Raw genomic sequence first — 24,616 nt, forward strand, 5'->3', positions numbered from 1 at the left:
GGTGACCGAGGGTGAGCTATTGGCGGAGGATGCGTACGTGCTGGCGATGATCGAACACCACAGCCGCCGGATCCGTATCCTGGGCGCGAGCGGTTTGTCTCAGGTCTCCGAGCCTGGCGTCACGAGCCCCACCTCGTAGGCCAGGACGATCGCCTGGGCTCGGTCCCGTAGGTTCAGCTTGCCCAGGATCCGGGTGACGTGCGTCTTCACGGTCGTCTCGCTGAGCCGCAGGGTCTGCGCGATCTCGGCGTTGTTCTGGCCCCGGGCCAGGACCGTCAAGACCTCCAGTTCCCGGGCCGTCAGCGCGGACAGATCGCCGGTGAGGGGGAAGGACCGACGATCCCGCCGGGCATAGCGCTGGATCAGCCGACGGGTGATCACCGGTGCGAGCAGGGCATCGCCGGTCCGCACCAGTCGCACCGCCGCGACCAGCTGTTCCGGCGACACGTCCTTGAGCAGGAACCCGCTCGCGCCCGCGGCCATCGCGGCGTACACGTACTGGTCGAGGTCGAAGGTCGTCAGGATGACGATGCGCGGGGCCGGGCCACCACGATCAAGGATCTGCCGGGTCGCCTCCAGCCCGTCGACCCGCGGCATCCGGATGTCCATCAGCACCACGTCCGGGCTTGTTCGGCGTACGAGTTCGAGCGCTTCCTCGCCGTCGCCGGCCTGACCGACGACCTCGATGCCGTCCGCGACCAGGATCATGGTGAATCCGCTCCGCACCAGGGCCTGGTCGTCGGCGATGACGACCCGGAGGGCGTCGCTCATCCGGCGTCCGTCGGGATCTGGGCCTCCAGGCGGTAGCCGCCACTCGGCAGGTGTTCGGTCTCCAAGGTTCCTCCGTAGATCCCGATGCGCTCTCGAAGCCCGACGAGGCCGTGCCCACCTCCCATGTCGTCCATGCGGGTGCGCTGGGGGTCCCCGGCACCGTTCGCGTCGCCGGCGGTGTTGGTGATGCGGAGCCGGACCGTCCGGGGAAGGTATTCGACCAGCACGGTGACCTGCGAGCCCGGGGCATGCTTCAGGGTGTTGGTGAGCGCCTCCTGCACCACCCGGTAGGCCGCGAGGTCGACACCCGGCGGCAGCGGCGTAACGGGCCCTGTGACCTGCAGCTCCACGGTCGCGCCGGTGTCGCGTACCCGGCCGACCATGTCCGCGATCTGATCGACGCCCGGCCGCGGTGCGAGCATGGTCCTGTCCGCGCCGCTCCCGCTCTCCTGGCCTGCGCCGAGCGGCTCGATGTGGGCTTCGTCGCCGTCCATCGTGAGCAGCCCCATGACGTGCCGCAACTCGGTCATGGCGGCCCGGCCGCCGCTCTCGACGGCGAGCAGGGCCTCTCGGGCCAGTTCCGGCCGGCTGTCCATGACCTTGCGAGCGGCCCCGGCCTGTATCACGAGCACACTCACGTTGTGGGTGACGACGTCGTGGAGATCGCGGGCGATGCGCGATCTCTCCTCCTCGACGGCCCGCCGGGTGGCGAGTCGCTGCTGGAGTTCCAGGGCGCGGATCTGCCGCCTCCAGGTGTGGATGGTGGCCGCCGCCAGCACCACCGGCACGAGGAATCCGACCATGAGAATGCCAGGACGAACCGACGTCAGATCGGGCCGGTAGTCGGCCAGCAGCACCACGGTGCCGAGCAGGACACTGCTGATCGCCGGCATCTGGTACGGACTGTGCATCGCGGCGCTGTAGGCCGCGATCACCGTGGCCACCACCAGGAATGTCGGATCCACCCCTGAGGCGTGACGGCTGACGTGCACCACGAGCAGGACCAGCCAGAACGTGGTCAGCGGCACCCGCCGTCGGAACACGAGGGGTGCCGCGACCGCGAGGCCGATCACGATCCCCCAGGCCCGCCTCGAACTGGCGAGGGCGGCCGTGGAGTCGGCCAGGTCGCCGTGGACGCCCGCGCGAGCGGCGATGAGGAGGGCGACCAGGAACGCCAGCCCGCCGTCCAGCAGCAGGGCGCGGCGGGGCACCGGCCCGGCGGGGCCGCCCGGGCGCCCTAAGGCGGCGATACTCGCCCTCCATCGGCCAAGGACTTCGTGCACCTTGACAGTGTCGCAGGGGCACCCGCCGACACGCATCGCCCGCGGTGACCACACGGCCGGTCCGAGCGATGTACATCGTGAGGATGACCTCGGACCGGGTTCCACATCGCGGACGACGCGGTGGCCGGTGATCCGCTTCTAGCGTCGAGGTATGGAGAAGACGACCAGCTCGGGGGCTGGCCCCCTTATTTCAATCAGTCATCTGACAAAGCGGTATGAGGCGGGAGATCCCGCGCTGAGCGACCTCACTTTGGAGGTTCGGCGCGGCGAGGCGCTGGCCGTGCTGGGGCCCTCCGGCAGCGGCAAGTCGACCTTACTCAACATGATCGCGGGACTCGACGAGCCCGACGAGGGCACGGTGACCGTGGACGGCGTCCGTGTCGACCGGCTCGGTGAGGCCGGCTCTGCCAAGTACCGCCGGGCGACGATCGGCATGGTCTTCCAGTTCTTCAACCTGCTGGACGACCTGACCGTCCAGGACAACGTGCTGCTGCCGGCCCAACTGGCCGGCATGCCCCGGGCCGAGGCCCACGAGCGCGCCTTCGAACTGCTGGCCGACCTCGGCATCGAGCAGTACCGGGGCACCTTCCCGGGGCGCCTCTCCGGCGGCGAGCGCCAGCGTGTCGCTCTGGCCCGTGCGCTCATGAACCGCCCGCCCCTGATCCTGGCCGACGAGCCGACCGGTGCGCTGGATCGTGCGTCCGCCGGCAGCGTCGTCCGGCTCATCCGCGAGCTCAACGAACGCGGTCAGACCATCCTGCTGGTCACTCACGACACCGGCCTCGCGGCGAGCTGCGCCACGCGTACGATCGAACTGGTGGACGGCCGGCTCGCCCGAGACGGCGCGGCGGTCACCAGATGACCGGGGGCCTCGGCACCATCGTGCGCGCGGGCGTCGGGCGCCGGCGCGTCCAGACCGTGGTCATGGGTCTCACGGCCACGCTCGCGGTCACCGCGTCCGTACTGGCCGCCGGTTTGATCGTCGCGTCCGAGGGCCCGTTCGACCACGCGTTCAACCGGAAGCACGGAGCCCACCTGTCGGCGCGCTTCGTCTCGTCGCAGATCACCTCGGCCCAAGTGTCCGCCACCGCGCGGGCCCGCCAGGTCACGGCCGCCGCCGGCCCCTACCCGCTGGTGTCGGTCAAGCCGACCCCGGTGGACACCGGCGGGGGTCTGCCGCCGGGCATCCAGCTGACGGACCTGACGGTCGTGGGTCGTCGACCCAGCGGCTCGGTCGACGACCTGACCCTCACCAAGGGGCGCTGGGCCACCAAGCCGGGCGAGATCGTGATGAGCGCCCACAACGAGCCCTTCGTCCTGGGCAACACCATGCGCTTCCCGGGGGTGCCGGGCGACCCGCTGTTCAAGGTCGTCGGCATCGCCCGTTCGGCCGGCGAGACGGCCGACGCCTGGGTCCCGCGGACGACGATTCCCTCGCTCACGGCCTCCGGCAGCCGACCGGACTACCAGATGCTCTACCGGTTCAAGAAGGCTTCGACCAACGCCCAGCTGGACGCGGACCGGACCGCGGTCGCCGCCCTGGCACCCGGGAAGTCGCTGGTCGGAGTGCAGTCCTGGCTCAAGGTACGGCTGGCCGCGACCCGTGCCTCGGCGACGTTCGCGCCCTTCATCGTGGTGTTCGGCATCCTCGGTCTCGTCATGTCGATCCTGGTCGTCGGGATCGTCGTGGGCGGCGCGGTGGCGGCCGGCACACGTCGCATCGGGATCCTCAAGTCGCTCGGATTCACGCCCGGTCAGGTGGTGCGGGCCTACCTGGGGCAGGCTCTCATCCCCGGTGGTGCGGGAATCCTGCTCGGTCTGGTCCTCGGGAACCTCGCGGCAATCCCGGTGATGGGCGACACGGCAGAGGTGTACGGCGTCGGCCGAGCCGGCATCGCCCCCTGGGTGGACGCCCTCGTCGCGGCGGTGACCCTTCTCGCCATCGCCACCAGCGCCTGGGCTCCGGCTCGCCGAGCGGGGAACCTGCGCACCGTCGAGGCCATCGCCGTGGGTCGCACGCCGAGTGGCGACCGGGGTCGCGTGGCCCGACGGGTGCTCGGGCGGCTTCCTCTCCCCCGCCCGCTGACGCTCGGCCTCGCCACACCGTTCGCGCGTCCCGGTCGCTCGGCGACGATGGCGGTCGCCGTGGCGATCGGCACGATCGGCGCCACGTTCGGAATCGGGCTGGCGCTCTCCCTCAACGACATTCAGAGCGGCATCAACCTCCGATCTCCGGGTGACGTGGTGGTCAGCGACCTGACCTCGCCCGTGAACACCGACAAGGTCGACGCCGCGATCACCCGGCAGCCGGGCACCGGGCAGTGGTTCAACAGCGCCGAGGCGGATCTCGGCGTGGCCGGTCTGGCCGGCGCGACCACGGTGATCTCCTACCAGGGTGATTCCTCCTGGGCGTCATGGCAGATGATCCGGGGACGCTGGTTCCACGGGGCGGGCGAGGTCGTCGCAGCGTCCGGTTTCCTGCATGCGACCGGCACGCGCATCGGCGACGACATCACGCTCGTCAACGGATCCCGGTCGTCGACCGTCAAGATCGTGGGAGAAGTCCTGGACGTCCGCCAGGAGGGCATGCTCATCGTGCTCGACCGGACGTCGATCGCCGCACTGCGGCCGCAGATGGACCCTCTCTCGTACCAGTTCGACGTCCGCCTGAAGGCGGGCGTGAACCGTGACGACTACATCCAGGCGGTGAACCGGGACCTGGAGCCATTCGGCGTCTCGGCGACCCGGAACAGCGACAAGCTCAGCGACACCGTGGTCTCCATGGATGCTCTGGCCGGCGCCCTCACCATTCTTCTGCTCTGCGTCGCCGGTCTCGGGGTGCTCAACACCGCCGTCCTCGACACCCGCGAACGAGTACACGATCTCGGTGTTCTCAAGGCGCTCGGCATGTCACCGCGGCAGACGACAGCCATGATCATCACGTCCGTGGGCGGTGTCGGTCTCATCGCCGGCGTGGTCGGCGTTCCCATCGGCGTCGCCCTCCACGGTGTCGTCGTTCCGATCATGGGCCGCGCCGCGGGGACCGACATTCCGGCCGTCGACGCGGCGGTCTACGACCTGCCGCTCGTGATCCCGCTGCTCCTGGGCGGACTGGTGATCGCGACCGCAGGCGCTCTGCTGCCCGCCGGGTGGGCGACTCGCACCCGGACCGCCGTCGCCCTCCGCACCGAGTGACCGCCCGAGTCCATTCGATCCGTCCTGAGGAATCGGGCAGGGTGTGCAGGTGTAGACCCGGTCGCCAGCCGTGAACCGCTGCGAAGGTGCCCCTCCGGCGCGGGAACCTGGTCGACTCGACACCGTCGGTTCCTTTGCGGGAGGGGCACCCGGCTCACCTGCACGTCGGCGGTCGCCGGCTCGCGATCACCGTGGAGCACGCAGGCTAGCGCTGCAGCGTCAGCAGACCCGGACGCCACGGCAGTTGGTCGTACGGGCCGCCGGCGCTGGGGGACTTGCCCTGGTAGAGGAACTGCAGGTTACAGGGATCGATGGTCATGGTCTGGTCGGGGTTGCTGCGGACCAGGTCACCATGGCTGATGTCGTTGGTCCAGGTGGCCCCGCTGTTGGCCTTGCCCGCGAACGGGTTGCTCTCGCTGGCGGCCTGCGGAGTCCACGAACCGCTCAGGCTGGAGGCCGTGAACGAGCGGAAGTACCGCCCATTCGCCCCCATCGCCTCAACGATCATCAGGTACTGGTTCTGACCCTGGACCTTGTAGACCTGGACCGCCTCGAACAGGTTGGCCGTCGAGTCGCTCATCACCGTCGTGTACGACGAGCCGAAGCTGCCCGGGAAGTTCCCGATCGGCATGCTCGCCCGGTAGATCTTGCCGTTGTCACCGGCGAAGAACAGGTACATGTTCGAACCGTCACCGATCAGCGTCTGGTCGATCGGGCCGGTGCCGGAACCCGAGATGCTCCCGGTGAACAGCGCCTGCGGCGAGGACCAGCCATTGGGATTGGTGGGGTCGCTCGACGTCCGGTAGATGAAGGGCCACGCGCCCCACTGGTACGCCAGCACCCAGATGTTCTTGGGCGCGAAGTAGAACAGCGTGGGCGCCACCGCGGCCTGGCTCATCCCGGTCTGGCCGGCCGAGGCCATGTCGGACCAGTTCGTGAAGGGACTGAAAGCCATCGAACCGTACGACGATCCCGACACGTTCGACGCGTAGACCAGGTGCTTGCCGTTGTAGACGACGTCGGTGAAGTCCTTGAGCGAGACCCACCCGTTCTTCGGCGTCGCCAACGCACCCGTCGACGTCCAGCGGTACGTCGATGGAAGAGAGCACGTCGGGGTCGTGCCCGACAGGCCGGTCCACTGCTGGCCGGCACCGCCGTTGCACGTCCCGATGTCCACCGCGGTGCCGTTGGCCGTGCCGGCGCCCACGGCTTCCAGGCACAGCCCCGACTCCACGCCGACCACCGTGCCGTCGGCGTTCACGCGCCACTGCTGGTTGGTACCACCGTTGCAGGTCCAGATCTCCACCCGCGTGCCGGCGGCGGTCGCGTGGTTCGGCACATCCAGGCACTTGCTGCCGTACACGGTCAGCTGGCCGCCGGTGGTCGAGGTCCACTGCTGGTTCGCGCCGCCCCAGCAGTCATAAAGCTGCAGGTAGGTGCCGTCGGTCTGGCTCTGCCCCAGCACGTCCAGACACCGGTTGGAGCCGACGCCGCGCAGGGCACCGGTGACGTCGGCCCGAGCGGGGGTGGCCATCGGGGCGGCCGCGAGAACGGCCGCGGTCGTGGCCACCGTTGCCAGCGCCGAAGTCAGCGCGCGGCCCTTCTTCCTGATACGTGATCTGTACATGGGGACCCTCCTCACGGGTCAGCTGGAGACGGACCACTTCTGGTTGCTGCCGCCCCAGCAGGAGTACAGCTGGATCTGGGTGCCGTTTCCGGTGCCCTGGCCGGCGGCGTCCAGGCACAGTCCGGACTGGACGCCGACAATGGTTCCGTCGGAGTTGACGCGCCATTTCTGGTTGTCGCCGCCGTGGCAGGAGTAGATCTGTACCTTGACGCCGTTGCCGGTGCCGGCGGCGTCCAGGCACTTGTTTCCGTAGACCTGGAGCTCGCTGGCGGAGGTGTAGGCCCACTGCTGGTTGCTGTTGCCGTTGCAGTCCCACAGCTGCACCTGGGTTCCATCGGTCGTGCTCGCGTTGGGCACGTCCAGGCAGCGGCCGGAGGCGACGCCCTTGATCTGTCCACCGCCGCTGGGCGGCGGGGAGGACGACCCGCCGTTGAGGGCGTTGAGGACAGCGGTGTAGGCGGCCTTCTTGTTGCCGTTCCCGTCGAAGAGGAGTGGAGTGTCGCCGGACCGCCAGGAGTCGCTGTCCCGTACTCCCCAGACGGTGATGCCGACGCAGCGCGAGACGGCCAGACAGTCGTTGGTCAGGTTGGCGTAGGTCGTGGGCGAGGCGCCCTGGACGTCCAGCTCGGTGATGGCCACGTCGACGCCCAGGGCAGCGAAGTTCTGCAGGGTGGTGCGGAAGTTGCTGTTGTAGGGGTCGCCGCTGTTGAAGTGGGACTGGAAGCCGACGCAGTCGATCGGGACGCCGCGGGACTTGAAGTCCCTGACCATGTTGTAGACGCCTTGGGTCTTGGCGGCGTTCCAGTTCTCGATGTTGTAGTCGTTGTAGCAGAGCTTGACGTTCGGGTCGGCCGCCCGCGCGGTGCGGAAGGCGACCTCGATCCAGTCGTTGCCGGTCCGCTGCAGGTTGGAATCGCGCCGGCCGCCGGAGCCGTCGTCGGCGAATGCCTCGTTCACCACGTCCCAGTAGGCGAGCTTGCCCTTGTAATGGGCCATCACACCGTTGATGTGGTTGATCATCGCTTGGCGCAGGGCGCTGCCGCTGAGGCTCTGCATCCAGCCGGGCTGCTGGTTGTGCCAGGCCAGGGTGTGGCCGCGGACCTGCATTCCGTGCTGCACCGCCCAGTTGTAGACCTGGTCACCGGCGCTGAAGTTGAACTGTCCCTGCTGGGGTTCGGTGGCGTCGATCTTCATCTCGTTCTCGGGCGTCACCATGGTGAATTCGCGGCCCGCGATCGTGGTGTACGCCGAGTCGCCGAGCCTGCCGGCGGCGATGGCGGTGCCGAAGTACCGCCCGCTCTGCGCCGCCGCCGCGCCGAGCGTACTCGCCGCGGCATTCGAAGGAACCGCCACCGCCAGCTCAACGGTCGTCGTCCCGACGACGCCGAGGGCGAGGGCGACCAGGGCCCGGCGGAAACGGCGGACCGATCGCCGGGTTCCGGGCGAAAGTGTTTTTCTGGTGCTCACTCCTGAGCCTCCATAACTGAAGCACGGGAAATGCCGGAAACGCGGGGACAGCCCCGCAGAATCGACGCCGCGTTCCTTCGCCGGGAACGCACACCACCAAGGCATCGCCAGTTGGTGGGCCTTGCCACGCCGGGCACGCCCAACCGCCTCGGAGAATCAGTGTGAATAGCGCCCGGAAAACGTGTCAAGGCTTTCGAAAATGTTTCGGCTTCTGATCATGGTCTGCCCCCGTCCCCTACCTCTTCCAGTGGGCAGGTATGCCACCGAAACCTTTCGAGGATCTCCCCCTGAGAGGGACTCGCCAATGAAAACTTTCATGACGGCGCTTCACCGGCCAGGCGTATCAACGCCCATAACACCAGCTGAGGCACAGTCAGCCCTGTCGCGTTTTTCGCGATGCGCAGCGGGCGCTTGACATACCTCCCCGGCTCATATTTGCTCCGCCCCACCACCACCTTCGACCGACCCACGAAAGAAAGGAGCTCGATCGACCGTCCGGATCGTCAGCGATGACATTCCGCCCACCGCGCCCGAGGTCGCGTCCGGCGCTTCGATCAGCGTGAGCGCCGGTGGCGACAACGGCTTCAACGGTGGTCAATTGGTTGCGGTCAGGAGTTCAGCGAGGCGCTCGGCTGGGGTTTGCCAGCCGAGCGTTTTGCGTGGTCCGGAGTTGAGTTCGCCTCATGGTGCAGGCTCATCTCTGAGCCCTGGTCCCAGGCCAGCGAGGGAACCGTGCGGCCTAGGTCCAACGGCGCTTGACCCTCTCGCGAAGGCGGTCGTCGAGGAAGTGCCGCCCTCACGCACCAGGGGCGTGTCCGACAAGCCCCTGTCCGGCGGCGCGGCGGCTCACCGCGTCGTCCGTCGCCGGTCGACACCAGGGCGCCTCTCCACCGAGACCGACCCGTTCTCGGCCAACGGGCCGGTCGGTGGACGCGGTCGCGCGGTCACCGCGGCCGGACGCCTCCTCGGACCGCGATCAGGCACGGGTCATGCGGCGGTGCATACCGGGGTGACGGCGGGGTTGGCGCCCGAGTAGGTCGCCTGCACTCCGAACGTCGTCGACGTGCCGGGGTTGAGAGCGCCGTTGTGGGAGACGCTCGTCGCCGTCACGTTCGCGCCGGACTGGGTGGCGGTGGCGTTCCAGGCGTTCGTGATGGACTGGTTGCCGCCGAAGGACCAGGTCACCTTCCAGTTCTTCGTGGCGGTGGTTCCGGAATCGGTCACGGTCACGGTGGCGGTGAAGCCGGAGCCCCAGTCGTTGTCCACATGGTAGGAGGCGACGCAGGCAGCGCTGCCCGACCCTCCCCCGCCGCCGTTTCCCCCGTCGCCGACCGGATCGAAGGCGGCGGACTTGACGGAGGCGAGGTAGGCGTCCTTCGTGGTGTTGACGGTCGTCCAGTCGTCGTTGAGGATCCCGCCGGTGTCGCCGGAGTTCGGGTTGAGGCTCCAGAACGTCCACTGGAACGCGTCCGCGCCGTACTGCGCGGTGGGACGCAGATACTTCACCAGCGCGGCGAGCCACTGCTGGTCGATGCCGGACTGCAGCGTGGTGCCGAACTCACCGACCCAGACCGGCGCGACGTTCTGGGTGAACAGATAGCCCCAGAACCGGTTCCAGACGCCGGGCAGGTTGGCCGGGAACGAAGAATCGTGGAACCAGGTCTGGTCGGCCACGCTGGTGGCGTAGTCGTGCGCGGAGTAGACCAGCCGGTTCGCCACCGAAAGGCGCACCGGGTATGTGCCCGCACCCTCGAGATTGCCGCCCCACCAGCCGGAGTCGCCGTTGTAGGTCTGGATGCCCTCGACGAAGATGAGCAGGTCGGGGTTGACCGAGAGCACCGCGTTGCCTCCTCGTTCGGCGGCCAGCCGCCAGTCGATCGAGGTGTCTCCGCAGCCCCAGCAGGCCGGGTCGTGCGGCTCGTTGTGCAGGTCGATGCCCACGACCGCCGGGTTGTTCGCGTACCGGGTCGCGAGCGCCTTCAGGTCAGCGATCCAGGTGGCCTCGCTGACGCTGGAGGTGTACCAGAGGGCGGACTGACCGGAGGAGTCGGGGCGGTGCCGGTCCAGGATGACCCGCAGCCCGACGGACCCCGCGTAGTCGACGATGTGGTCCATCACCTGGAGCGACGTGAGGCCCTGCAGGTCGGCGTTCTTGCCGCTGGAGAAGTCGATGCTGTCGGGTACCGTGCCGGATTTGAGGATGTCGTCGGAGTACGGCAGCCGGAGTGTGTTGTAGCCGAGCGACTTCACCTGGTTCAGCAGGTCCTTGTAGTCCCGGCTCCAGAGTCCGTGCACCACGTGGTTCGCCGTCTCGAAACCGAACCAGTTGATGCCCGCGATGCGCACCGGATGGCCGCTCGCGTCGAGGATCTGCCGGCCGCTGGTGTGCCAGTAACCACCACCCGCGGCGCGAGCCTTCGGCGCGAGGGAGACACCGCCGGTGAAGGCGGCGAGCAACGTCAGGAGAAAGGCCACCACCAACAAGGACCTGGTCCTCGGGTGTGTTCGGGGGACGAGCATGACACCACCTCATCTCGCGTTGTGCGATTCAGGCCTCCGGCGCGTACGGCACCGGGGGCGACGGCCGGCGACACGGCGAGGGCGAGTCCTCGCCCCGTCGCGTGCCGCCGGATGGGCGTTCTGCGGCAACTGGGCGAGAACCAGTGCCCGGACAGCGGGCGTTCGCCAGTGCGCCGGACGGGCTGTTGCCGTTGAGGGCGTTGCCGCATTTCGGAGGGCGTGGTGGTTTCCGTCCGGGTCACGGCGAGGACTCCCTTCGGGCACGAGGGCTCGGCCGGCGGGTGTGGGAGCGCTCCCACACCTTCCAAGGCGTACGAATTCATGTCAAGAGGGAGATGTCCCGGCTTGTTAATGAGGTGTAACCGACGAGGAGACACGCCTGGAAACGCCCCGTGCCGTGCGTCGGCGCCGGTGACACCGGCGTGAAAACCAGTGAAAACGAATCGGCGACGCACATCGAGCGAGCGGCGGCTAGAACCCACGGAGAACGCGCCATGGAACAGCCGGCGGCAGGTCGCGCGCCTCCCCGACCGGCCGACGCAGTTGCCGACCGCGGCGGTCACGTTCGCGGCGGAGGGCCGGCAGGCGTGCGTGACGTCGACGTCCGCCCGCCTGCCTGCCTGCCGGGGATGGGAAATGACCGGTTCAGGCCGGTCAGGGCTCAGTGGGGGCGAAGTCCTAATTGGTGCCGGCCGCGTTCTCGCACGGCCACTGGTCCAGTTGCTGACCCGCGCCGTGGACGTCCAGGCACAGGCCTCTGTTCTGGTTCGGGAACGCCCACGACCCGTCGGACTGCGCCACCGGTCGCCACATCGAGTTCGCCCCTCCGTTACGCGCCCGCTGAACGATGTCCGGGACGCCCTGTGACGTCGAACCGCCCGCCACCGCCACCCCTGCTGCCGCCGACCAGCCTGTTCGGCCCGCTGGGCGCAAAGCGAAACGTCGGCTCACGACACGCAGCCGAGTTTCCAAGCGCGGCACCCGCACCAGGCCGACCTCGATCTGCCCGTCGGCGGCTCAGTCTTCGCGTGCCGCCCGGATGGCTCTGATGGTGCGGTCGGCGGCCGTCGCGATGTCGGCGGCGCCGATATTCAGATGCGTAACGGCGCGCAGCACGCCGGGATGGTGGGCGTTGGACCACAGGACCCCCTCCTGGGCGAGCCGCTCTCGGGCGGCGTCGCGGGAGAGCCCGGTGGCGGACAGGTCCATGAAGACGAAGTTGGTCTCCACCGTGCCGGGGTCCACCGGCAGGTCCGCCTCGGCCAACCGGTCGGCGAACTCGCGCGCGAGAGCGTGGTCGGTGGCCAGCCGGTCCACATGATGCGCCAGCGCGTACCGGGCGGCGCCGGCGAGCACACCGGCCTGGCGTAGCGAGCCGCCGAGCATCTGGCGCAGGCGGCGTGCGGGGGCCAGGACGTCTGCCCGGCCGACGAGAGCGGCACCCGCCGGGCAGCCGAGCCCCTTCGAGAAGCAGACGGCGACGGTCTGTGCCCGCCCGGTGATGCGCGCGACCGGTACCCGCTGTGCGACGGCCGCGTTGAACACCCGGGCACCGTCGATGTGTACCGCGAGCCCGAGCTCCGCGCACGTGTCGTACAGCTCGTCGAGGGCTCCCAGCGGCCAGACCCGGGCGCCTGAGACGTTGTGCGTGTCCTCGACCACGGCCATCGCGGTCCTGGGTCGGTGCTCGGAGTCACGTACCTGCGCGATTCTTCGTACGTCGTCGCCGGTGAAGACCCCCGCGTCGCCGTTCAGGCCGGTGACCACCGCACCGGCCAGGAAGGCCGGTCCGCCCGCTTCGTACCGGAACATGTGGCTGTGCTGTTCGCCCAGGATCTCCTGCCCGCGCTGAACCTGGCACAGCAACGCGAGCTGGTTGGCCATCGTGGCGCTGGGCACGAAGACGGCGGCCTCCTGGCCCAGCAGTTCGACGAGTTCCTCCTCGAGCCGGAGCACCGTGGGGTCCTCGCGCTCCTGCTCATCGCCGAGGGGGGCGTTGGTCATCGCCCGCAGCATGCCCTGCGTGGGCAGGGTCATCACGTCCGACCGCAAATCGATCGAGGTCACTGGGTCTCCTATCCGCCGAGGTATCCGCCGTCGACGACGATCTGCGTTCCCGAGATGAAAGAGGCTCCGGGGGAACAGAGGAAGTACACGACGTCGGCGATCTCCTCCGGCCGGCCGCGCCGCCCGAGGGGAGGCAAACCCGACACACCAGACCGGACCTGCTCGGCGTCGACCATCTCCACCAACCGGTCACTGCCCGGAGTGCTGATGTCGCCCGGATCGACCTGGACCACCCGGATGCCGTACGGTCCCAGCTCCAGGGCGAGCGCACGGGTGAGCCCCACCAGGGCGGACTTGCTGACGGTGTACGCGGACGCGTCGATCTGGCCGCGGTGGGCGGCGATCGAGCCGATGGTGACGATGGTGCCGGACTTCTCGGCCACCATGTGCCGGGCCACCTCACGAGCGCAGACGAACGGGCCGAGCGTGTTGACCGCCAGGATTCGCCGCAGCAGGTCATCGCCGGTCTCCAGCAGGGACGCCTTGGCGGGCAGGCCGGTGACCGCCGCGCAGTTCACGAGGATCTCCGGCGGGCCGTGGGCCGCGGCGACCTCGCTCACCGCGCCCGCGATGGCGGCCGGATCGGCGACGTCGACCTGGGTCACCTCGACACCGGGCAGTGCCTCACGGGCCCGCTCGACGGTCTCGGCATCGTGCTCGAAGACCACGACGACGCGGTTCTCGGCGCACAGACGGCGGGCGATGGCGGATCCGATGCCGCCCCCGCCGCCGGTGACTATCACGCTTCGACTCATGGACCATCCCTCGATCAGCTGAACGCGGCCGGGAGCCGGCCAAGCTCGAAGGCCTCGAGCGCCCGCTCGATGTGCCATCGGGCGTCGGACATGATGGGCGTGCCGTGCCCGGGAAGGAGCACGTCAGGACGCAGGTCGCGGAGCAGTTCCAGCGAGGTCCTGAGGGCGCGAACGTCGCTGTCGTCCGTGCCGAGCACCACGACCCGGCCCCGGCTGAACAGCAGGTCGCCGGTGAAGAGGTACGTCGTGCCGCCGCCGGTGAAGACGTAGGCCGTGTGATCGGCGCTGTGCCCGGGGGTCGCCACCGCGCGGAGCGGGCCCGCCGTGGACGACAGGCCGGTCTCGCCGACGGTCCGTACCGCCTCGCACGCGCGGAAGCGATAGTCGGCGGGATAGATCCCGGCACGGAGCGCTGCGGTGAGCCCCAGCCGGTCGGCGTCGCCGGAGCGCACGAGCGCGGCCGTCTCGCTCCCCGCCACGACGGCGATCCCCCGCTCGGCCAGCGCCGCGCTGCCGCCCGCGTGGTCCGGGTGGGCGTGGGTGAGCAGGGCGCCGGACAGCGGCCTCCCGGCGAGCGAGTCGCGCACCCGCCCCATGAGCAGGTCGGGTTCGAGGCCGCACCCGGTGTCGACCATCCACGTGTCGTCTCCGGCGCGCAGCAGGTAGACGTTGCAGTCGTAGGCGTTGGTCAGGCCGGAACCGAGCCGTCCGCCGCCGACCAGATCGACGGTCTCGTCAAGCCGCACGGTCGTCCGTCCCGGCGACGATCGCGGCCACGTCGCCCACCTCCACGCGGTAGTCGTGCCGCAGCATCATCACGACCCCGGCCGAGACCGCGCGTACGATCTCCCGCTCGGCGCCCGTCTGGTCGTACACCGCGCCGAGGGGCCGGCCGGGCTCGACGGTGTCGCCGGCGGCGACCCGCGAGACGAAGAAGCCCGACGAGCGGAAGGCGATGCCCGCGTCGGTGTCGCCGTTCCCGTCCGTCACGACCACCTGGCGGTCGCCGGGCGGCACCGGCTCCCCGCCGAGTACGCCGATCTCCGTCAGGAGACGCAGCGTGCTCGTGACGTAGCGGTCGATGTCAGGTTCCAGCAGGGAACCGCTTCCGCCGCACTCGAAGTACAGCCACGGCGTGCCGCGGGCCTCGGCGTGGCTGACGGATCTCCCGGGCCCGATCGACGGGTGCGACCACAGGAAGGGGAACGTCGTCACCCGGGCCAGGTCCAGGAGCGGCCGCCCGCCGATCTCCCCCTGGGCGGGCAGGCCGCACAGGGCCGGCATCCGGTACCGGCGGCCGGCCGAGTGCAGGTCGATCAGCAGGTCACATTCGTCGATGAGCTCCCTGCTGATCGTGTCCGCGATTCTGGAGCTCAGGCTGCCCCGCGCGTCGCCGGGAAATACGCGGGCCAGGTTCTCCGAGTCCGCGCCGAGCCGTGTCCCGGCGGCGAGGGCCGGCGGGTTGGCGCGGGCGAGCACCGTCACCGTGCCGCCGACCGGCCGCGCGCCGAGCACGGCGATCAGCCGCTGGGCGGCCAGCACGCCCTCGATCTCGTCACCGTGCACGCCGCCGAGGATCGCGACTCGCGGCCCTCCTCCGGCGCCGATGCGTACGGCCTCCAGCGACAGGTCCGGTCCGGCCGCCAGGTGGTCCACCTGAATCACAAGGAGCTCCGATCTGCTGTCACTGCCGGCGGGCGTGGACGGGCCAGGTCTCCACGAAAGAGGAGTCGTCGTAGACGGCGTACTGGTGGTAGAGGTTCACCGCGGTACAGGCGTGGTTGGGGATGACCGCGATCCGCTCCCCCGGCCGCAGGCCGTGGGGCGCGGAGGCGGTGCCCAGGCCGTGCTCCTCGTACAACTTGGCGAGTACCAGACCGGGGCGGCCGGCGACCGACCCGAACCCCTCGGTCAGGCTTGTCATCCGCTCGGCCGGCAGGCTCTTGCTTCCCGCGTCGACGACGAACCGGTCCGGGGCGGGGACGTCCACCACCGTGGTGACCACCACCAGCGCGCACTCGTCGACGCCCGGGCCGCCCAGCGCGACCTGCGTGGCGTCGTAGAAGACGTAGTTGCCGTAGCGGTACTCATCGGCCTCGCCCGACTCCAGCCGGGCCAGCGGGGTGACGCCGACGCTTCGCACCGGTGCGCCGACGCCGTGGGCGGCGAGCGCGGCGGCGCTCTCCCGCAGAGCGCGATCCTGCTCGTCGAGTACGGCGGCCAGCGACGCGGCGTCGTGGGCGCCGTAGGCGTGACCCGCGAACGTCATCAGCCCGCGCAGCGGCAGCCGGTCGCCGAACGGGGCGGAGGCGATCGCCGCGGCGGTCGCCTCCCCCGGCGGGGTGCCGAGCCGGGCGGCGCCGGAGTCGACCTCCCAGTAGACGTCGAAGGACGCGCCGGTGCGCTCCAGGGAACGGACGTGTTCGGCCCGGCAGCAGACGACCCCCACGGAGCCGCGCTCGGTCAGCTCACGCAGCGCGCGGGCCCGCCAGTCCGGCACCGGCGGATAGGCCACCAGCACCGACTCGAACCCCGCGTCGAACGCCAGATGCGCCTCGGTGACGGTGGCGACCGTCGCCGTACGCGCCCCGGCGGCCGCCTGCATCCGGGCGATCTCCAGGCACTTGTGCGTCTTGAGGTGCGGCGTCGATCGTCCCCCGTATCCGGCGACGCGATCGGCCATGTCCCGGATGTTCCGTTCGATCCGGGTGTGATCCACCGCGAGGAACGGGGTCGGCCGCCCCTGGTCCGCGCAGGCCGCTGTCCACATGATGACTCCTACTCAGCCCATCGTCGGGAGGGTCGTCCGTACGGTGATCTCGGCGGCCAGGCGGCGTACCGCCTCGCCCATCTCTCGTTCGAGCTCGGCCGACATCCGCTCAGGCGACACGATCAGGCTGATCGCCGCGACCGGCTCGCCCGGATGCCCGAGCGCCGCCGCGACCCCCGCGACCCCGTCGAAGAACTCTTCCCGGTCCACGGAGTAGCCGCGCTCGGCGGCCTGGGCGACCTCCTCGATGATCCGCACCCGCACGGCGTCGGACAGGGCATCCCACTCCGGTGACGCGCAACGGGTCTCGCGGTCGGCGGGGGCGAGCGTGGCCAGCACCGCGCGCCCGGCGGCGCCCGCCCACATCGCCGCCGTGCTGCCGAGCCGCGCGCTGGGCGCGAACGGGATGCTGCTGTCGGTGCGCTCGATGTAGACCATCTCGTTGCCGTTGGGCACCGAGAAGGCCGTCGCCGCCTGGTACCGCTGCCCGAGCTGGACCAGAGCCGCGCCGGCCTCGGCACGCATGTTGCGATGGGACAGCCGGATCGCGGCGAGCCGGAGGGGAAGGTCCCCGATCTGCCAGTTGCCCGCGGCGTCGCGTTCGAGCAACCCGATGTCGACCATCCCCATGAGAAGCCGGTGCGCGGAGCTCTTGCTGAGCCCGGCCCGTTCGGCGCACTCGGCGAGCCCGAGCACCGGCTCCTGTTGGGAGAACGCGTTGAGCAGCGCACCGACACGGTCGACTACCTGGACCATTGCCGCCTCCTGAATCTCTTGACCGGAGCGCACGACGTGATTAGGTTGCCACATTATCTCACTTAGCGGAATACCATCCCACAGAGTGGAATGATCTTGGCGATACTCATCCGGCGGGGACGCGTGGTCGACCCGGACTCCGGGACGGACGCGGTGCTCGACCTGCTCATCGACGAGGAGCGGGTGATCTCGGCCGCGCCGCGCATCGCCCCGCCCAACGGCGCCACGGTGATCGACGCCGCCGGACTCGTCGTCCTGCCGGGCTTCGTCGACATGCACACGCACAGCGACTTCACCCTGCAGGACGACCCGGCCGCCGAAGCCCGGCTCCATCAGGGGATCACCACCGACGTGACCGGGAACTGCGGGTTCTCCCCGTTTCCGCTGCCCGCCGGGTGCATCGGCTTCGGCTCGTTCTTCAATTCGCGCATCACCCACGGGTGGCCGGATCTCGACTCCTACGCCGCCCACCTGCGGAGACAACGCCCGACCGTCAACATAGCGCCGCTGGTGGGGCTGGGCGCCGTGCGGGAGCACGTCCTCGGGCCTGCGCCCCGGCCGCCGGACGCCGCCGAGGCCGCGGCGATGCGGCGCCTCGTCGAGCAGGCGCTCGAACAAGGCGCCTTCGGAGTCTCGAGCGGGCTGGTCTACACGCCGGGCAGGTACGCCGACGCGGCCGAGATCCGCGACGTCCTCGCCCCGGTCGCGCGGGCCGGACGCCTGTACGCGACGCACCTGCGGGACGAGCGGGACGGCCTCGTCGACTCCGTCGCGGAGGCCATCTCCACCGCGGAGGCGGCCGGCGTCGCCCTCCAGGTCTCCCACCACAAGGCGCTGGGCCGGGCGAACTGGGGCCGTACCCGGCAGACGCTCTCCATGATCGACGAGGCCAACCGCCGCGGCGTCAGCGATGTCGCCGTCGACTACTATCCGTACACCTCCGGGAGCACGGGGGTGTCGAGTCTGCTGCCGGACGGCTCACTGGACGGCGGCTGGACGACCCTGCGCGAGCGAGCCGACGAGAGCGCCGAGCGTCTGCGCCTGCTCCGGCATCTGGAGAGCTCGGCCCAGTTTCGGCCCGACGAGATCATCATCGGCCGTTCCCGCACCTGGCCGGAGGCCTCCGGCCGGGCCCTCCAAGACCTCGCGGGAACCGACGGCCGTACCGAAGTGGAGGCGTTGCTCAAGCTCATTCTGGACGAGGGCGAGCGCCTCACCATGATCGTGCCGGCCGCGTCCGAGGACGACCTCGCCGGTGTCTCCGCCCACCCCACCGCCATGCACGGCAGTGACGGCTGGCTCATGACCGCGGCGCGGGCACGGTACGAACACCCGCGCAACCTGTTCAGCACGATCCGGGTGCTCGCCCCGGCCCTGCTCGGGCGCACCTCGATCATCCAGGCGGTGCGCCGGCTGGCCACCGCCCCCGCCCGGCGGCTGAGCCTCACGGATCGGGGCGCCCTCCGGCCCGGTTCCTACGCCGACGTCGTCATCGCGGACCCGGCGAGGGCCGCCCGGCAGCCGGACAACGAATCCGCCCACTCCTACCCCGACCTCATGCGCTGGGTTTTCGTGAACGGCCAGGCCGTCATCGAGGACGCCAAGCCCACCGGCCGGCGCCCCGGACAGGTCCTGCGCGCCTCATGATCCCTCGGCACGAAACGGAAGAGAGCACCCCATGGCCACCAACGGTTTCCCGCCGATGAACCGGCGCTCGTTCCTCAGAGGCTCCACGATGCTCGGCGTGGCGGCGGGCCTCGGTTCCACCGGCCTGCTGGCCGCCTGTTCGTCGTCGGACGGGTCCAAGCCGACCAATGACCTGCAGATGCACCATGACGCGGCGGTCGGCCCGCTGTTCGCGCCCTACGTCACCTACTTCAACACCAACTACAAGCCGCTTCGGCTGAGCACGTCGTACGTGGCGCAGGACTACCTGACGGTCACCAACCAGCAACTCGCCGGCGGCAACGCCTCCTACGACGTGCTCTTCGCCGACGAGGGCTACCTGGAGTCGTGGTCGAAGAACGGCTGGGTGAGCTCGCTGAAGGGGCACTCCGGGCTGGACAAGCTCGTCGCGGACATGAACCCGGGCGTCGCGGACGGTCTCAAGGGCCCCGACGGCGAGTTCTACGCGCTGCCCTACTTCCAGGGCGCCGAGTTGTTCGTGGTCAACACCGACCACCTCAAGAAGATCAACGCCAAGGCGCCCACGACCTGGGGCGAGTTCCTCGACCAGGTGCGCGAGCTGAAGCGCAAGGGGGTGAGCGCCACGCCGTACTCCCCGTACTGGATCAAGTACGCCTTCCTGATGTGGCACCAGTTCGCCGCCGAGACGGCTTCCGAAGGGGGCGGCGCCCTGTTCGGCGCGGACGCCAAGCCCAACCTCGTCGGCAACCAGGTCGCCCGCGCCACGCTTGAGCGGTGGCGGACGCTCTACCAGGAAGGGCTCGTCCCCAAGGACCTGTTCACGACCGACTACGGCGGCGTGACGAACATCTTCGGCGGGGGCAAGAGCAGCTTCTCCATGCGCTATCAGGCCCAGGTCGTCGGATGGAGGGACCCGAAGCAGAGCAGGGTGGCCAAGGCCGTCAAGAACACGCTGATGCCAGGACAAACCCGACAAACGCATAGCTTTGGCGCATCGTGGATGGTGTCCGACACATCGAAGAACAGCGAGAACGCCCTCACGCTGATCGACTACCTCGGGGGCGCCGGAAAGGACGGGTCGTACCACGTGCCGAAGAACCTGGTCGCCACCGACCTCGGCCTGTCCAGCGGCTACCGGAGCGTCGACCATGACCCCGCCGTCCTGAAGTCGTGGGCCAAGTGGGCGGACGTCGACGCGCTGACCGAACAACTCGGCAAGACGGTCAGCCTCGGCACCGTCACGACCAGGTCGTGGTACCCGAAGTTCGCCGACATGGCCTGCGCCACCCTGCAGGAGGTCGTACTCGGCAAGAAGTCGTCGGACGACGGTCTGAAGACGATGAACGACTTCGTCACCGCGCAGAAGTAGCCGTAACGGAAGCGGAACCCCCTGCACATGATGACACTCAGGAGCCGGCAACCCGGCCGCACCGGTCGCGGGCGAGGCGAGGCGAGGTTCGGCATGGCCATGGCCATGCCGGCCCTCCTTGTCACCGTGGCACTGCTCGCGTATCCGCTCGTGTACTCGTTCTGGGTCAGCCTGCACGAGCAGACGCTGGGCAGCCGCCGGCCGGCGAAGTGGGTCGGCATCGACAACTACACCTCCGTCGTCACGGATCCGACGTTCTTTCCGTCGCTGACCCGGACCGTGCTGTTCGCCGTGGCGGTCGTCGCCGGCACCCTGCTGCTGGGGATGACCTTCGCCCTGGCCCTGAACCAGGAGTTCCCTGGACGGTCGATCGTCCGCGGCGTGCTGATCCTGCCCTGGTCGCTGTCGCAGATCACGCTGGCCCTGACCTTCGGCTGGATCTTCAACTCGACCTTCGGCCCGCTGAACGGCGCCCTCTTCGACGCCGGCCTGATCGACAAGTACGTCGCCTGGTTCGCCTCCGGGCGGGTGGCGCTCATCGTCATGGCCGTGGCGTTCATCTGGAGCCTCGTGCCCTTCGCCACGCTGCTCCTCCTCGGAGCGCTGCAGACGGTGCCCGAGGACCTGCACAAGGCGGCCCGCATCGACGGCGCCGGGCCGGTACGCCGGTTCTTCTTCGTCACTCTGCCCTGGATCCGCGACACCGTGCTCGTGGTGGCCGTCCTCGCGCTGATCAACGCGTTCCTGGCCTTCGCGCTGATCTACATCCTCACCGGCGGCGGTCCCGGCACCGAGACCACGCTGTTGTCCTGGTGGGGATACACGACGGCGTTCCGCGACCTCGACCTCGGCCGGGGCGCGGCGATCTTCTACCTGATGACCCTGGCGATGGTGATCCTCGCATCGTTGACCGCGTTCGCCATCAGCGGGCGCGGCCGGCAAAGGAGGGCCGCGTGATGGCCGCCGGAACCCGTGGACGCCTGCTCACGCGCGTCCTGAGAGCGCTCGTCGTGACGGCTCTGCTGCTGTGGGTGCTGCTGCCGTTCTACTTCCTGCTGCTGGTCGCGCTGACCTCCAAGTCCGATTCGCTGCGGACCCCGCCACGGTGGATCCCGACCATGGACTTCGGCAGCTTCCACAGCATCTTCAAGTCGGCGTTCAGCTCGGCGCCGCCGTCCAACCCCAGCGACCTGATCCTGCCCGGCATCCAGAACAGCGCGGTGGTCGCCGTCTGTGTAGCCGTGCTGAACGTCGTGATCGGCAGCATGGCCGGCTACGCCTTCGCGCGCTTCCGGTTCCCCGGGTCCAAGTTCATCCCGGGCCTGATGCTCGGCAGCCAGCTCGTGCCGGTCTTCGCGCTCGTCGTGCCCTTCTACGTCATCCTGCACTCGCTGCGCCTCACGGACTCCACGGTGGGCATCGTGATCGCGCACCTGAGCTTCACGGTGCCGTTCTCGGTATGGATGATGCGCTCGTTCTTCGCCGGCATCCCCATCGAGGTCGACCGGGCCGCGATGATCGACGGCTGTACGCGGTGGCAGGTGTTCTACCGGGTCGTGCTGCCGCTCGCCCGGCCGGGGATCATCAGCGTCGGCCTGTTCTCCTTCATGGTGTCCTGGAACGACTTCCTCTTCGCGCTGGTCCTGAACTCCAAGACGGACTCGACCCTGATCCAGCCGGCGATCTCCGGGCTCTACAACGTGCGCGAACAGTCCTTCGGCATCATGGCCGCCGGCACCCTGCTGGCCGCCCTGCCGACGATGCTGCTCGCCCTCATATCGCAGCGATTCCTCGTGCGTGGCCTGACTTCAGGCGTCGGAAAGGTGTGACCGGTGTCCGGTATCGAACTCCAGCAGGTCAGCAAGCGGTTCGGCGAGACACTGATCGTCGACGCGATCGACCTGACCATCGAGGACGGCAGCTTCACCGTGCTGCTGGGACCGAGCGGCTGCGGCAAGACGACGACGCTGAACATGATCTCCGGCCTCGAGGAGGTGTCGGCCGGGAAGATCCTGTTCGACGGCCGGGAGATACAGCACCTACCGCCGCACAAGCGCGACGTCGCCATGGTCTTCCAGTCGTACGCGCTGTACCCCAACCGGACGGTCCGGGAGAACATCGCCTTCGCCCTCAAGCTGCGGAAGATGCCCGCGGATGAGATTCAGCACCGCGTCCAGGAGGCCGCGGAGCTGCTGAACATCAAGGAACTCCTCGGCCGCAAGCCCCGGCAGCTGTCCGGCGGCCAGCAGCAGCGCGTCGCCCTCGCCCGCGCGATCGTACGCCGTCCGAACGTCTTCCTCCTCGACGAGCCGCTGAGCAACCTCGACGCCAAGCTGCGCGCCGACATGCGGATCGGCCTGCGCGAACTGCAGAAGGAACTGGGCGGGACGTTCGTCTACGTCACGCACGATCAGAGCGAGGCCATGAGCATGGCGGACCAGGTCGTGGTGATGAACGGCGGCATCGTTCAGCAGGACGCGCCGCCCCTCGACCTCTACCGGCGGCCGGCCAACCGGTTCGTCGCCGGATTCGTCGGCACGCCCACGATGAACCTCGTCACCGGCTCCCTCGGCGACGACGGGCTGTTCGCCGGGGACGGCTGGTCCGTCCCGACCGGCTGGTCCGGGCCGTCCCACGAGAACGTCACGCTCGGCGTACGCCCCGAGGACGTCACGCTGTCGCCCGGTACGGGCGAGACGTCCGGGCGGGTACGGATGGTCGAGCGGCTCGGCATCGAGGCCATCGTCGTGACCGCGTTCCCGTTCGGCGACATCGTCGCCCGGACCGACCCCGACACCGACTTCGACACCGGCGCGGACGTGACGATGGGGATCCGGGCCGGCAAGGCGCACCTGTTCGACTCCGGCAGCGGTGACGCACTCCCCCGAACGGAAATGGCGAAGGAAGGTCGGCATGTCTGAAACCGTCCTGCTCCGGATCGGCGGCCGCACCCGGCCCGCGGCCGGCGAAGCGACGTACGAGGCGGTCAGCCCGGTGACCGGTCAGGGCTTCACGCGTATCGCGCAGGCGGGTGAGGAGGACGTCGAGGCCGCCGTCTCGGCCGCGGCCGCGGCGTTCGAGGCGCACCTGCAGGAGACCGCGTTCACACGAGCGGCGTGGTGTCACCGCATCGCCGACGTGATCGAGAGCCGCATGGCCGAGCTCGGCCGGCTTCTCTCTCTCGAACACGGAAAGCCTCTCGCCCAGGCCGAAGCCGAGGTCATGCTGTCGGCCCAGGGATTCCGGCTGGCGGCGGAGGAGGCCAAGCGGCTGACCGGCGAGACGATTCCCGTCCAGGACCAGAACAAGCTCGTCCTGACCACCCGCAAGCCGCGCGGGGTGTTCGCCGCGATCACCCCGTTCAACTTTCCGGTGAACATCCCGGTCGAATATCTCGGCCCGCTGCTGGCCTGCGGAAACGCCGTGGTGTGGCGGCCCGCCCCGTCGACCGCCGCCGTCGCGGGGGCCCTGTACGACTGCGTCGAGGCCGCCGACGTGCCACCCGGCCTGATCAACCTTGTCACCGGCACCGACGTCGGACCGGCCCGGACGCTCGTGTCGCATCCGAAGGTCGTCGGCGTGTGCTTCACCGGCAGCTCGAGGACGGGCGCGGAGATCGCCGAACTCGCGGCCGGCAAGACGCAGCTGATGGAGCTGGGCGGCAACGGGCCCATCGTCGTGCTCCCCGACGCGGACCTGGAACGCACCGCCGCCGCGGTCGCCTCCTCGGCGTTCATGAACTCCGGCCAGTCGTGCTCGGCGGCCGGCCGGGTCATCGTGGCCGGTTCGGTCGCCGCGGAACTCGAAGAACGTCTCGTCGAACAGGCGAGGCGAGAGATCGTCGGATCACCCTTCGATCCGGCGACCACCATGGGCCCGGTCCACTCACGAGGCGTGGCGGACACGATGGCCCGGCACGTCGCGGACGCGGGGTCCCGCGGGGCGCGCGTCGTCTTCGGCGGCGCCGCGCTGCCCGACCGCCCGACCCCCCTCTACTGGCAGCCGACCGTTCTCACCGACGTGCGCGCCGACACCGCGGTCATGCGGGAGGAGACCTTCGGGCCGATCGCCCCCATCCACCGGGTCGATGACGACATCGACGCGATCGTGGGGGTCGCCAACACCGGGGTCCACGGTCTCAGCTCGGCCGTCTTCGGACAGGACCTGGACCGTACGCTCTCCGTGGCCGGCCGCCTGCGGGTCGGCCAAGTGACCATCAACGACACCAGTAACTACTGGGAACTGCACCTTCCGTTCGGTGGGGCGCCGGGCCGGGCCAGCGGACAGGGACGTCTCGGCGGCAGGCACGCGGCCGAGACGGTGACCGAGTTGCAGTCGATCTCCATCAGCCTGACATCCCCCTGGCGCTGACCCGCCCGGCCGCGGGAA

General features: G+C 69.6%; 20 protein-coding genes. 8 read left to right on the forward strand and 12 right to left on the reverse strand.

Annotated features, from left to right (window positions below; genetic code table 11):
- Positions 1-99: 99 nt before the first annotated feature.
- Entirely contained in the window at positions 100-771 is a 672-nt protein-coding gene (locus QSK37_RS10820) for a response regulator (protein ID WP_285619489.1), read from the reverse strand.
- A complete protein-coding gene (locus QSK37_RS10825; RefSeq protein WP_285619490.1) occupies positions 768-2,054 on the reverse strand; it encodes a sensor histidine kinase in 1,287 nt (428 codons plus the stop codon). Before QSK37_RS10825 ends, QSK37_RS10820 begins: the two co-directional genes overlap by 4 nt.
- 151 nt (positions 2,055-2,205) lie before the next feature.
- On the opposite strand from QSK37_RS10825, the gene QSK37_RS10830 reads away from it, so the two are divergent.
- Both QSK37_RS10830 and QSK37_RS10835 read left to right on the forward strand, forming a co-directional pair.
- Positions 2,206-2,916 (forward strand): ABC transporter ATP-binding protein, encoded by a 711-nt coding sequence (locus tag QSK37_RS10830; protein ID WP_285619492.1) that lies wholly within the window; start codon positions 2,206-2,208, stop codon positions 2,914-2,916.
- A complete protein-coding gene (locus QSK37_RS10835; RefSeq protein WP_285619494.1) occupies positions 2,913-5,249 on the forward strand; it encodes an ABC transporter permease in 2,337 nt (778 codons plus the stop codon). The genes QSK37_RS10830 and QSK37_RS10835 overlap by 4 nt, the downstream gene beginning before the upstream one ends.
- Positions 5,250-5,454: 205 nt before the next feature.
- Here QSK37_RS10835 and QSK37_RS10840 read toward each other — a convergent pair whose 3' ends face one another.
- The 10 genes from QSK37_RS10840 to QSK37_RS10885 form a co-directional block, all read right to left on the reverse strand.
- The gene (locus QSK37_RS10840) at positions 5,455-6,876 is read right to left on the reverse strand and encodes a non-reducing end alpha-L-arabinofuranosidase family hydrolase (protein ID WP_285619496.1); all 1,422 of its coding nucleotides are present in this window, start codon (positions 6,874-6,876) and stop codon (positions 5,455-5,457) included.
- 18 nt (positions 6,877-6,894) lie between these two features.
- Positions 6,895-8,343, reverse strand: a complete 1,449-nt coding sequence (locus tag QSK37_RS10845) for an endo-1,4-beta-xylanase (RefSeq protein WP_285619498.1) — start codon at positions 8,341-8,343, stop codon at positions 6,895-6,897.
- Between the two features lie 987 nt (positions 8,344-9,330).
- On the reverse strand, positions 9,331-10,821 hold the full coding sequence (locus QSK37_RS10850; RefSeq protein ID WP_285619499.1) for a cellulase family glycosylhydrolase: 1,491 nt from the start codon (positions 10,819-10,821) through the stop codon (positions 9,331-9,333).
- A 720-nt stretch (positions 10,822-11,541) separates the two neighbouring features.
- Entirely contained in the window at positions 11,542-11,850 is a 309-nt protein-coding gene (locus tag QSK37_RS10855) for an RICIN domain-containing protein (RefSeq protein ID WP_349497955.1), read from the reverse strand.
- Between the two features lie 30 nt (positions 11,851-11,880).
- The gene (locus QSK37_RS10860) at positions 11,881-12,930 is read right to left on the reverse strand and encodes a threonine aldolase family protein (RefSeq protein WP_285619501.1); all 1,050 of its coding nucleotides are present in this window, start codon (positions 12,928-12,930) and stop codon (positions 11,881-11,883) included.
- A gap of 8 nt (positions 12,931-12,938) precedes the next feature.
- Positions 12,939-13,685 (reverse strand): SDR family NAD(P)-dependent oxidoreductase, encoded by a 747-nt coding sequence (locus QSK37_RS10865; RefSeq protein ID WP_285619503.1) that lies wholly within the window; start codon positions 13,683-13,685, stop codon positions 12,939-12,941.
- Positions 13,686-13,699: 14 nt separating this feature from the next.
- Positions 13,700-14,431 (reverse strand): MBL fold metallo-hydrolase, encoded by a 732-nt coding sequence (locus QSK37_RS10870; RefSeq protein WP_285619504.1) that lies wholly within the window; start codon positions 14,429-14,431, stop codon positions 13,700-13,702.
- Positions 14,421-15,350: a succinylglutamate desuccinylase/aspartoacylase family protein gene (locus tag QSK37_RS10875; RefSeq protein WP_285619506.1), complete on the reverse strand. Its 930-nt coding sequence runs from the start codon at positions 15,348-15,350 to the stop codon at positions 14,421-14,423. The genes QSK37_RS10870 and QSK37_RS10875 overlap by 11 nt, the downstream gene beginning before the upstream one ends.
- Positions 15,351-15,369: 19 nt before the next feature.
- The gene (locus tag QSK37_RS10880) at positions 15,370-16,455 is read right to left on the reverse strand and encodes an alanine racemase (RefSeq protein WP_285619508.1); all 1,086 of its coding nucleotides are present in this window, start codon (positions 16,453-16,455) and stop codon (positions 15,370-15,372) included.
- Positions 16,456-16,467: 12 nt separating this feature from the next.
- Positions 16,468-17,211, reverse strand: a complete 744-nt coding sequence (locus QSK37_RS10885) for an IclR family transcriptional regulator (RefSeq protein ID WP_285619510.1) — start codon at positions 17,209-17,211, stop codon at positions 16,468-16,470.
- Positions 17,212-17,307: 96 nt separating this feature from the next.
- On the opposite strand from QSK37_RS10885, the gene QSK37_RS10890 reads away from it, so the two are divergent.
- The 6 genes from QSK37_RS10890 to QSK37_RS10915 all read left to right on the forward strand — a co-directional run bounded on the left by QSK37_RS10890 (position 17,308) and on the right by QSK37_RS10915 (position 24,598).
- Positions 17,308-18,858 carry an N-acyl-D-amino-acid deacylase family protein gene (locus tag QSK37_RS10890; protein WP_285619511.1) on the forward strand — a complete coding sequence of 517 codons (1,551 nt, stop codon included), beginning with the start codon at positions 17,308-17,310 and terminating at the stop codon, positions 18,856-18,858.
- Between the two features lie 31 nt (positions 18,859-18,889).
- Positions 18,890-20,227, forward strand: a complete 1,338-nt coding sequence (locus QSK37_RS10895; protein ID WP_285619513.1) for an extracellular solute-binding protein — start codon at positions 18,890-18,892, stop codon at positions 20,225-20,227.
- A 105-nt stretch (positions 20,228-20,332) separates the two neighbouring features.
- Positions 20,333-21,184 (forward strand): carbohydrate ABC transporter permease, encoded by an 852-nt coding sequence (locus QSK37_RS10900; protein ID WP_285619515.1) that lies wholly within the window; start codon positions 20,333-20,335, stop codon positions 21,182-21,184.
- Positions 21,184-22,056 carry a carbohydrate ABC transporter permease gene (locus QSK37_RS10905; protein ID WP_285619517.1) on the forward strand — a complete coding sequence of 291 codons (873 nt, stop codon included), beginning with the start codon at positions 21,184-21,186 and terminating at the stop codon, positions 22,054-22,056. The genes QSK37_RS10900 and QSK37_RS10905 overlap by 1 nt, the downstream gene beginning before the upstream one ends.
- A 3-nt stretch (positions 22,057-22,059) precedes the next feature.
- Entirely contained in the window at positions 22,060-23,148 is a 1,089-nt protein-coding gene (locus tag QSK37_RS10910; RefSeq protein ID WP_285619518.1) for an ABC transporter ATP-binding protein, read from the forward strand.
- On the forward strand, positions 23,141-24,598 hold the full coding sequence (locus tag QSK37_RS10915; protein ID WP_285619520.1) for an aldehyde dehydrogenase family protein: 1,458 nt from the start codon (positions 23,141-23,143) through the stop codon (positions 24,596-24,598). Before QSK37_RS10910 ends, QSK37_RS10915 begins: the two co-directional genes overlap by 8 nt.
- Positions 24,599-24,616: the final 18 nt, after the last annotated feature.

It is taken from the genome of Actinoallomurus iriomotensis (assembly GCF_030269445.1).
GTDB classification, from domain to species: Bacteria; Actinomycetota; Actinomycetes; order Streptosporangiales; family Streptosporangiaceae; genus Actinoallomurus; species Actinoallomurus iriomotensis.

Coding starts and splice junctions, on each gene's coding strand:
- QSK37_RS10820 (WP_285619489.1), bottom strand. CDS start 771: ATGAGCGACGCCCTCCGGGTCGTCATCGCCGACGACCAGGCCCTGGTG.
- QSK37_RS10830 (WP_285619492.1), top strand. CDS start 2,206: ATGGAGAAGACGACCAGCTCGGGGGCTGGCCCCCTTATTTCAATCAGT.
- QSK37_RS10835 (WP_285619494.1), top strand. CDS start 2,913: ATGACCGGGGGCCTCGGCACCATCGTGCGCGCGGGCGTCGGGCGCCGG.
- QSK37_RS10840 (WP_285619496.1), bottom strand. CDS start 6,876: ATGTACAGATCACGTATCAGGAAGAAGGGCCGCGCGCTGACTTCGGCG.
- QSK37_RS10865 (WP_285619503.1), bottom strand. CDS start 13,685: ATGAGTCGAAGCGTGATAGTCACCGGCGGCGGGGGCGGCATCGGATCC.
- QSK37_RS10880 (WP_285619508.1), bottom strand. CDS start 16,455: ATGTGGACAGCGGCCTGCGCGGACCAGGGGCGGCCGACCCCGTTCCTC.
- QSK37_RS10885 (WP_285619510.1), bottom strand. CDS start 17,211: ATGGTCCAGGTAGTCGACCGTGTCGGTGCGCTGCTCAACGCGTTCTCC.
- QSK37_RS10895 (WP_285619513.1), top strand. CDS start 18,890: ATGGCCACCAACGGTTTCCCGCCGATGAACCGGCGCTCGTTCCTCAGA.
- QSK37_RS10900 (WP_285619515.1), top strand. CDS start 20,333: ATGCCGGCCCTCCTTGTCACCGTGGCACTGCTCGCGTATCCGCTCGTG.
- QSK37_RS10905 (WP_285619517.1), top strand. CDS start 21,184: ATGGCCGCCGGAACCCGTGGACGCCTGCTCACGCGCGTCCTGAGAGCG.
- QSK37_RS10915 (WP_285619520.1), top strand. CDS start 23,141: ATGTCTGAAACCGTCCTGCTCCGGATCGGCGGCCGCACCCGGCCCGCG.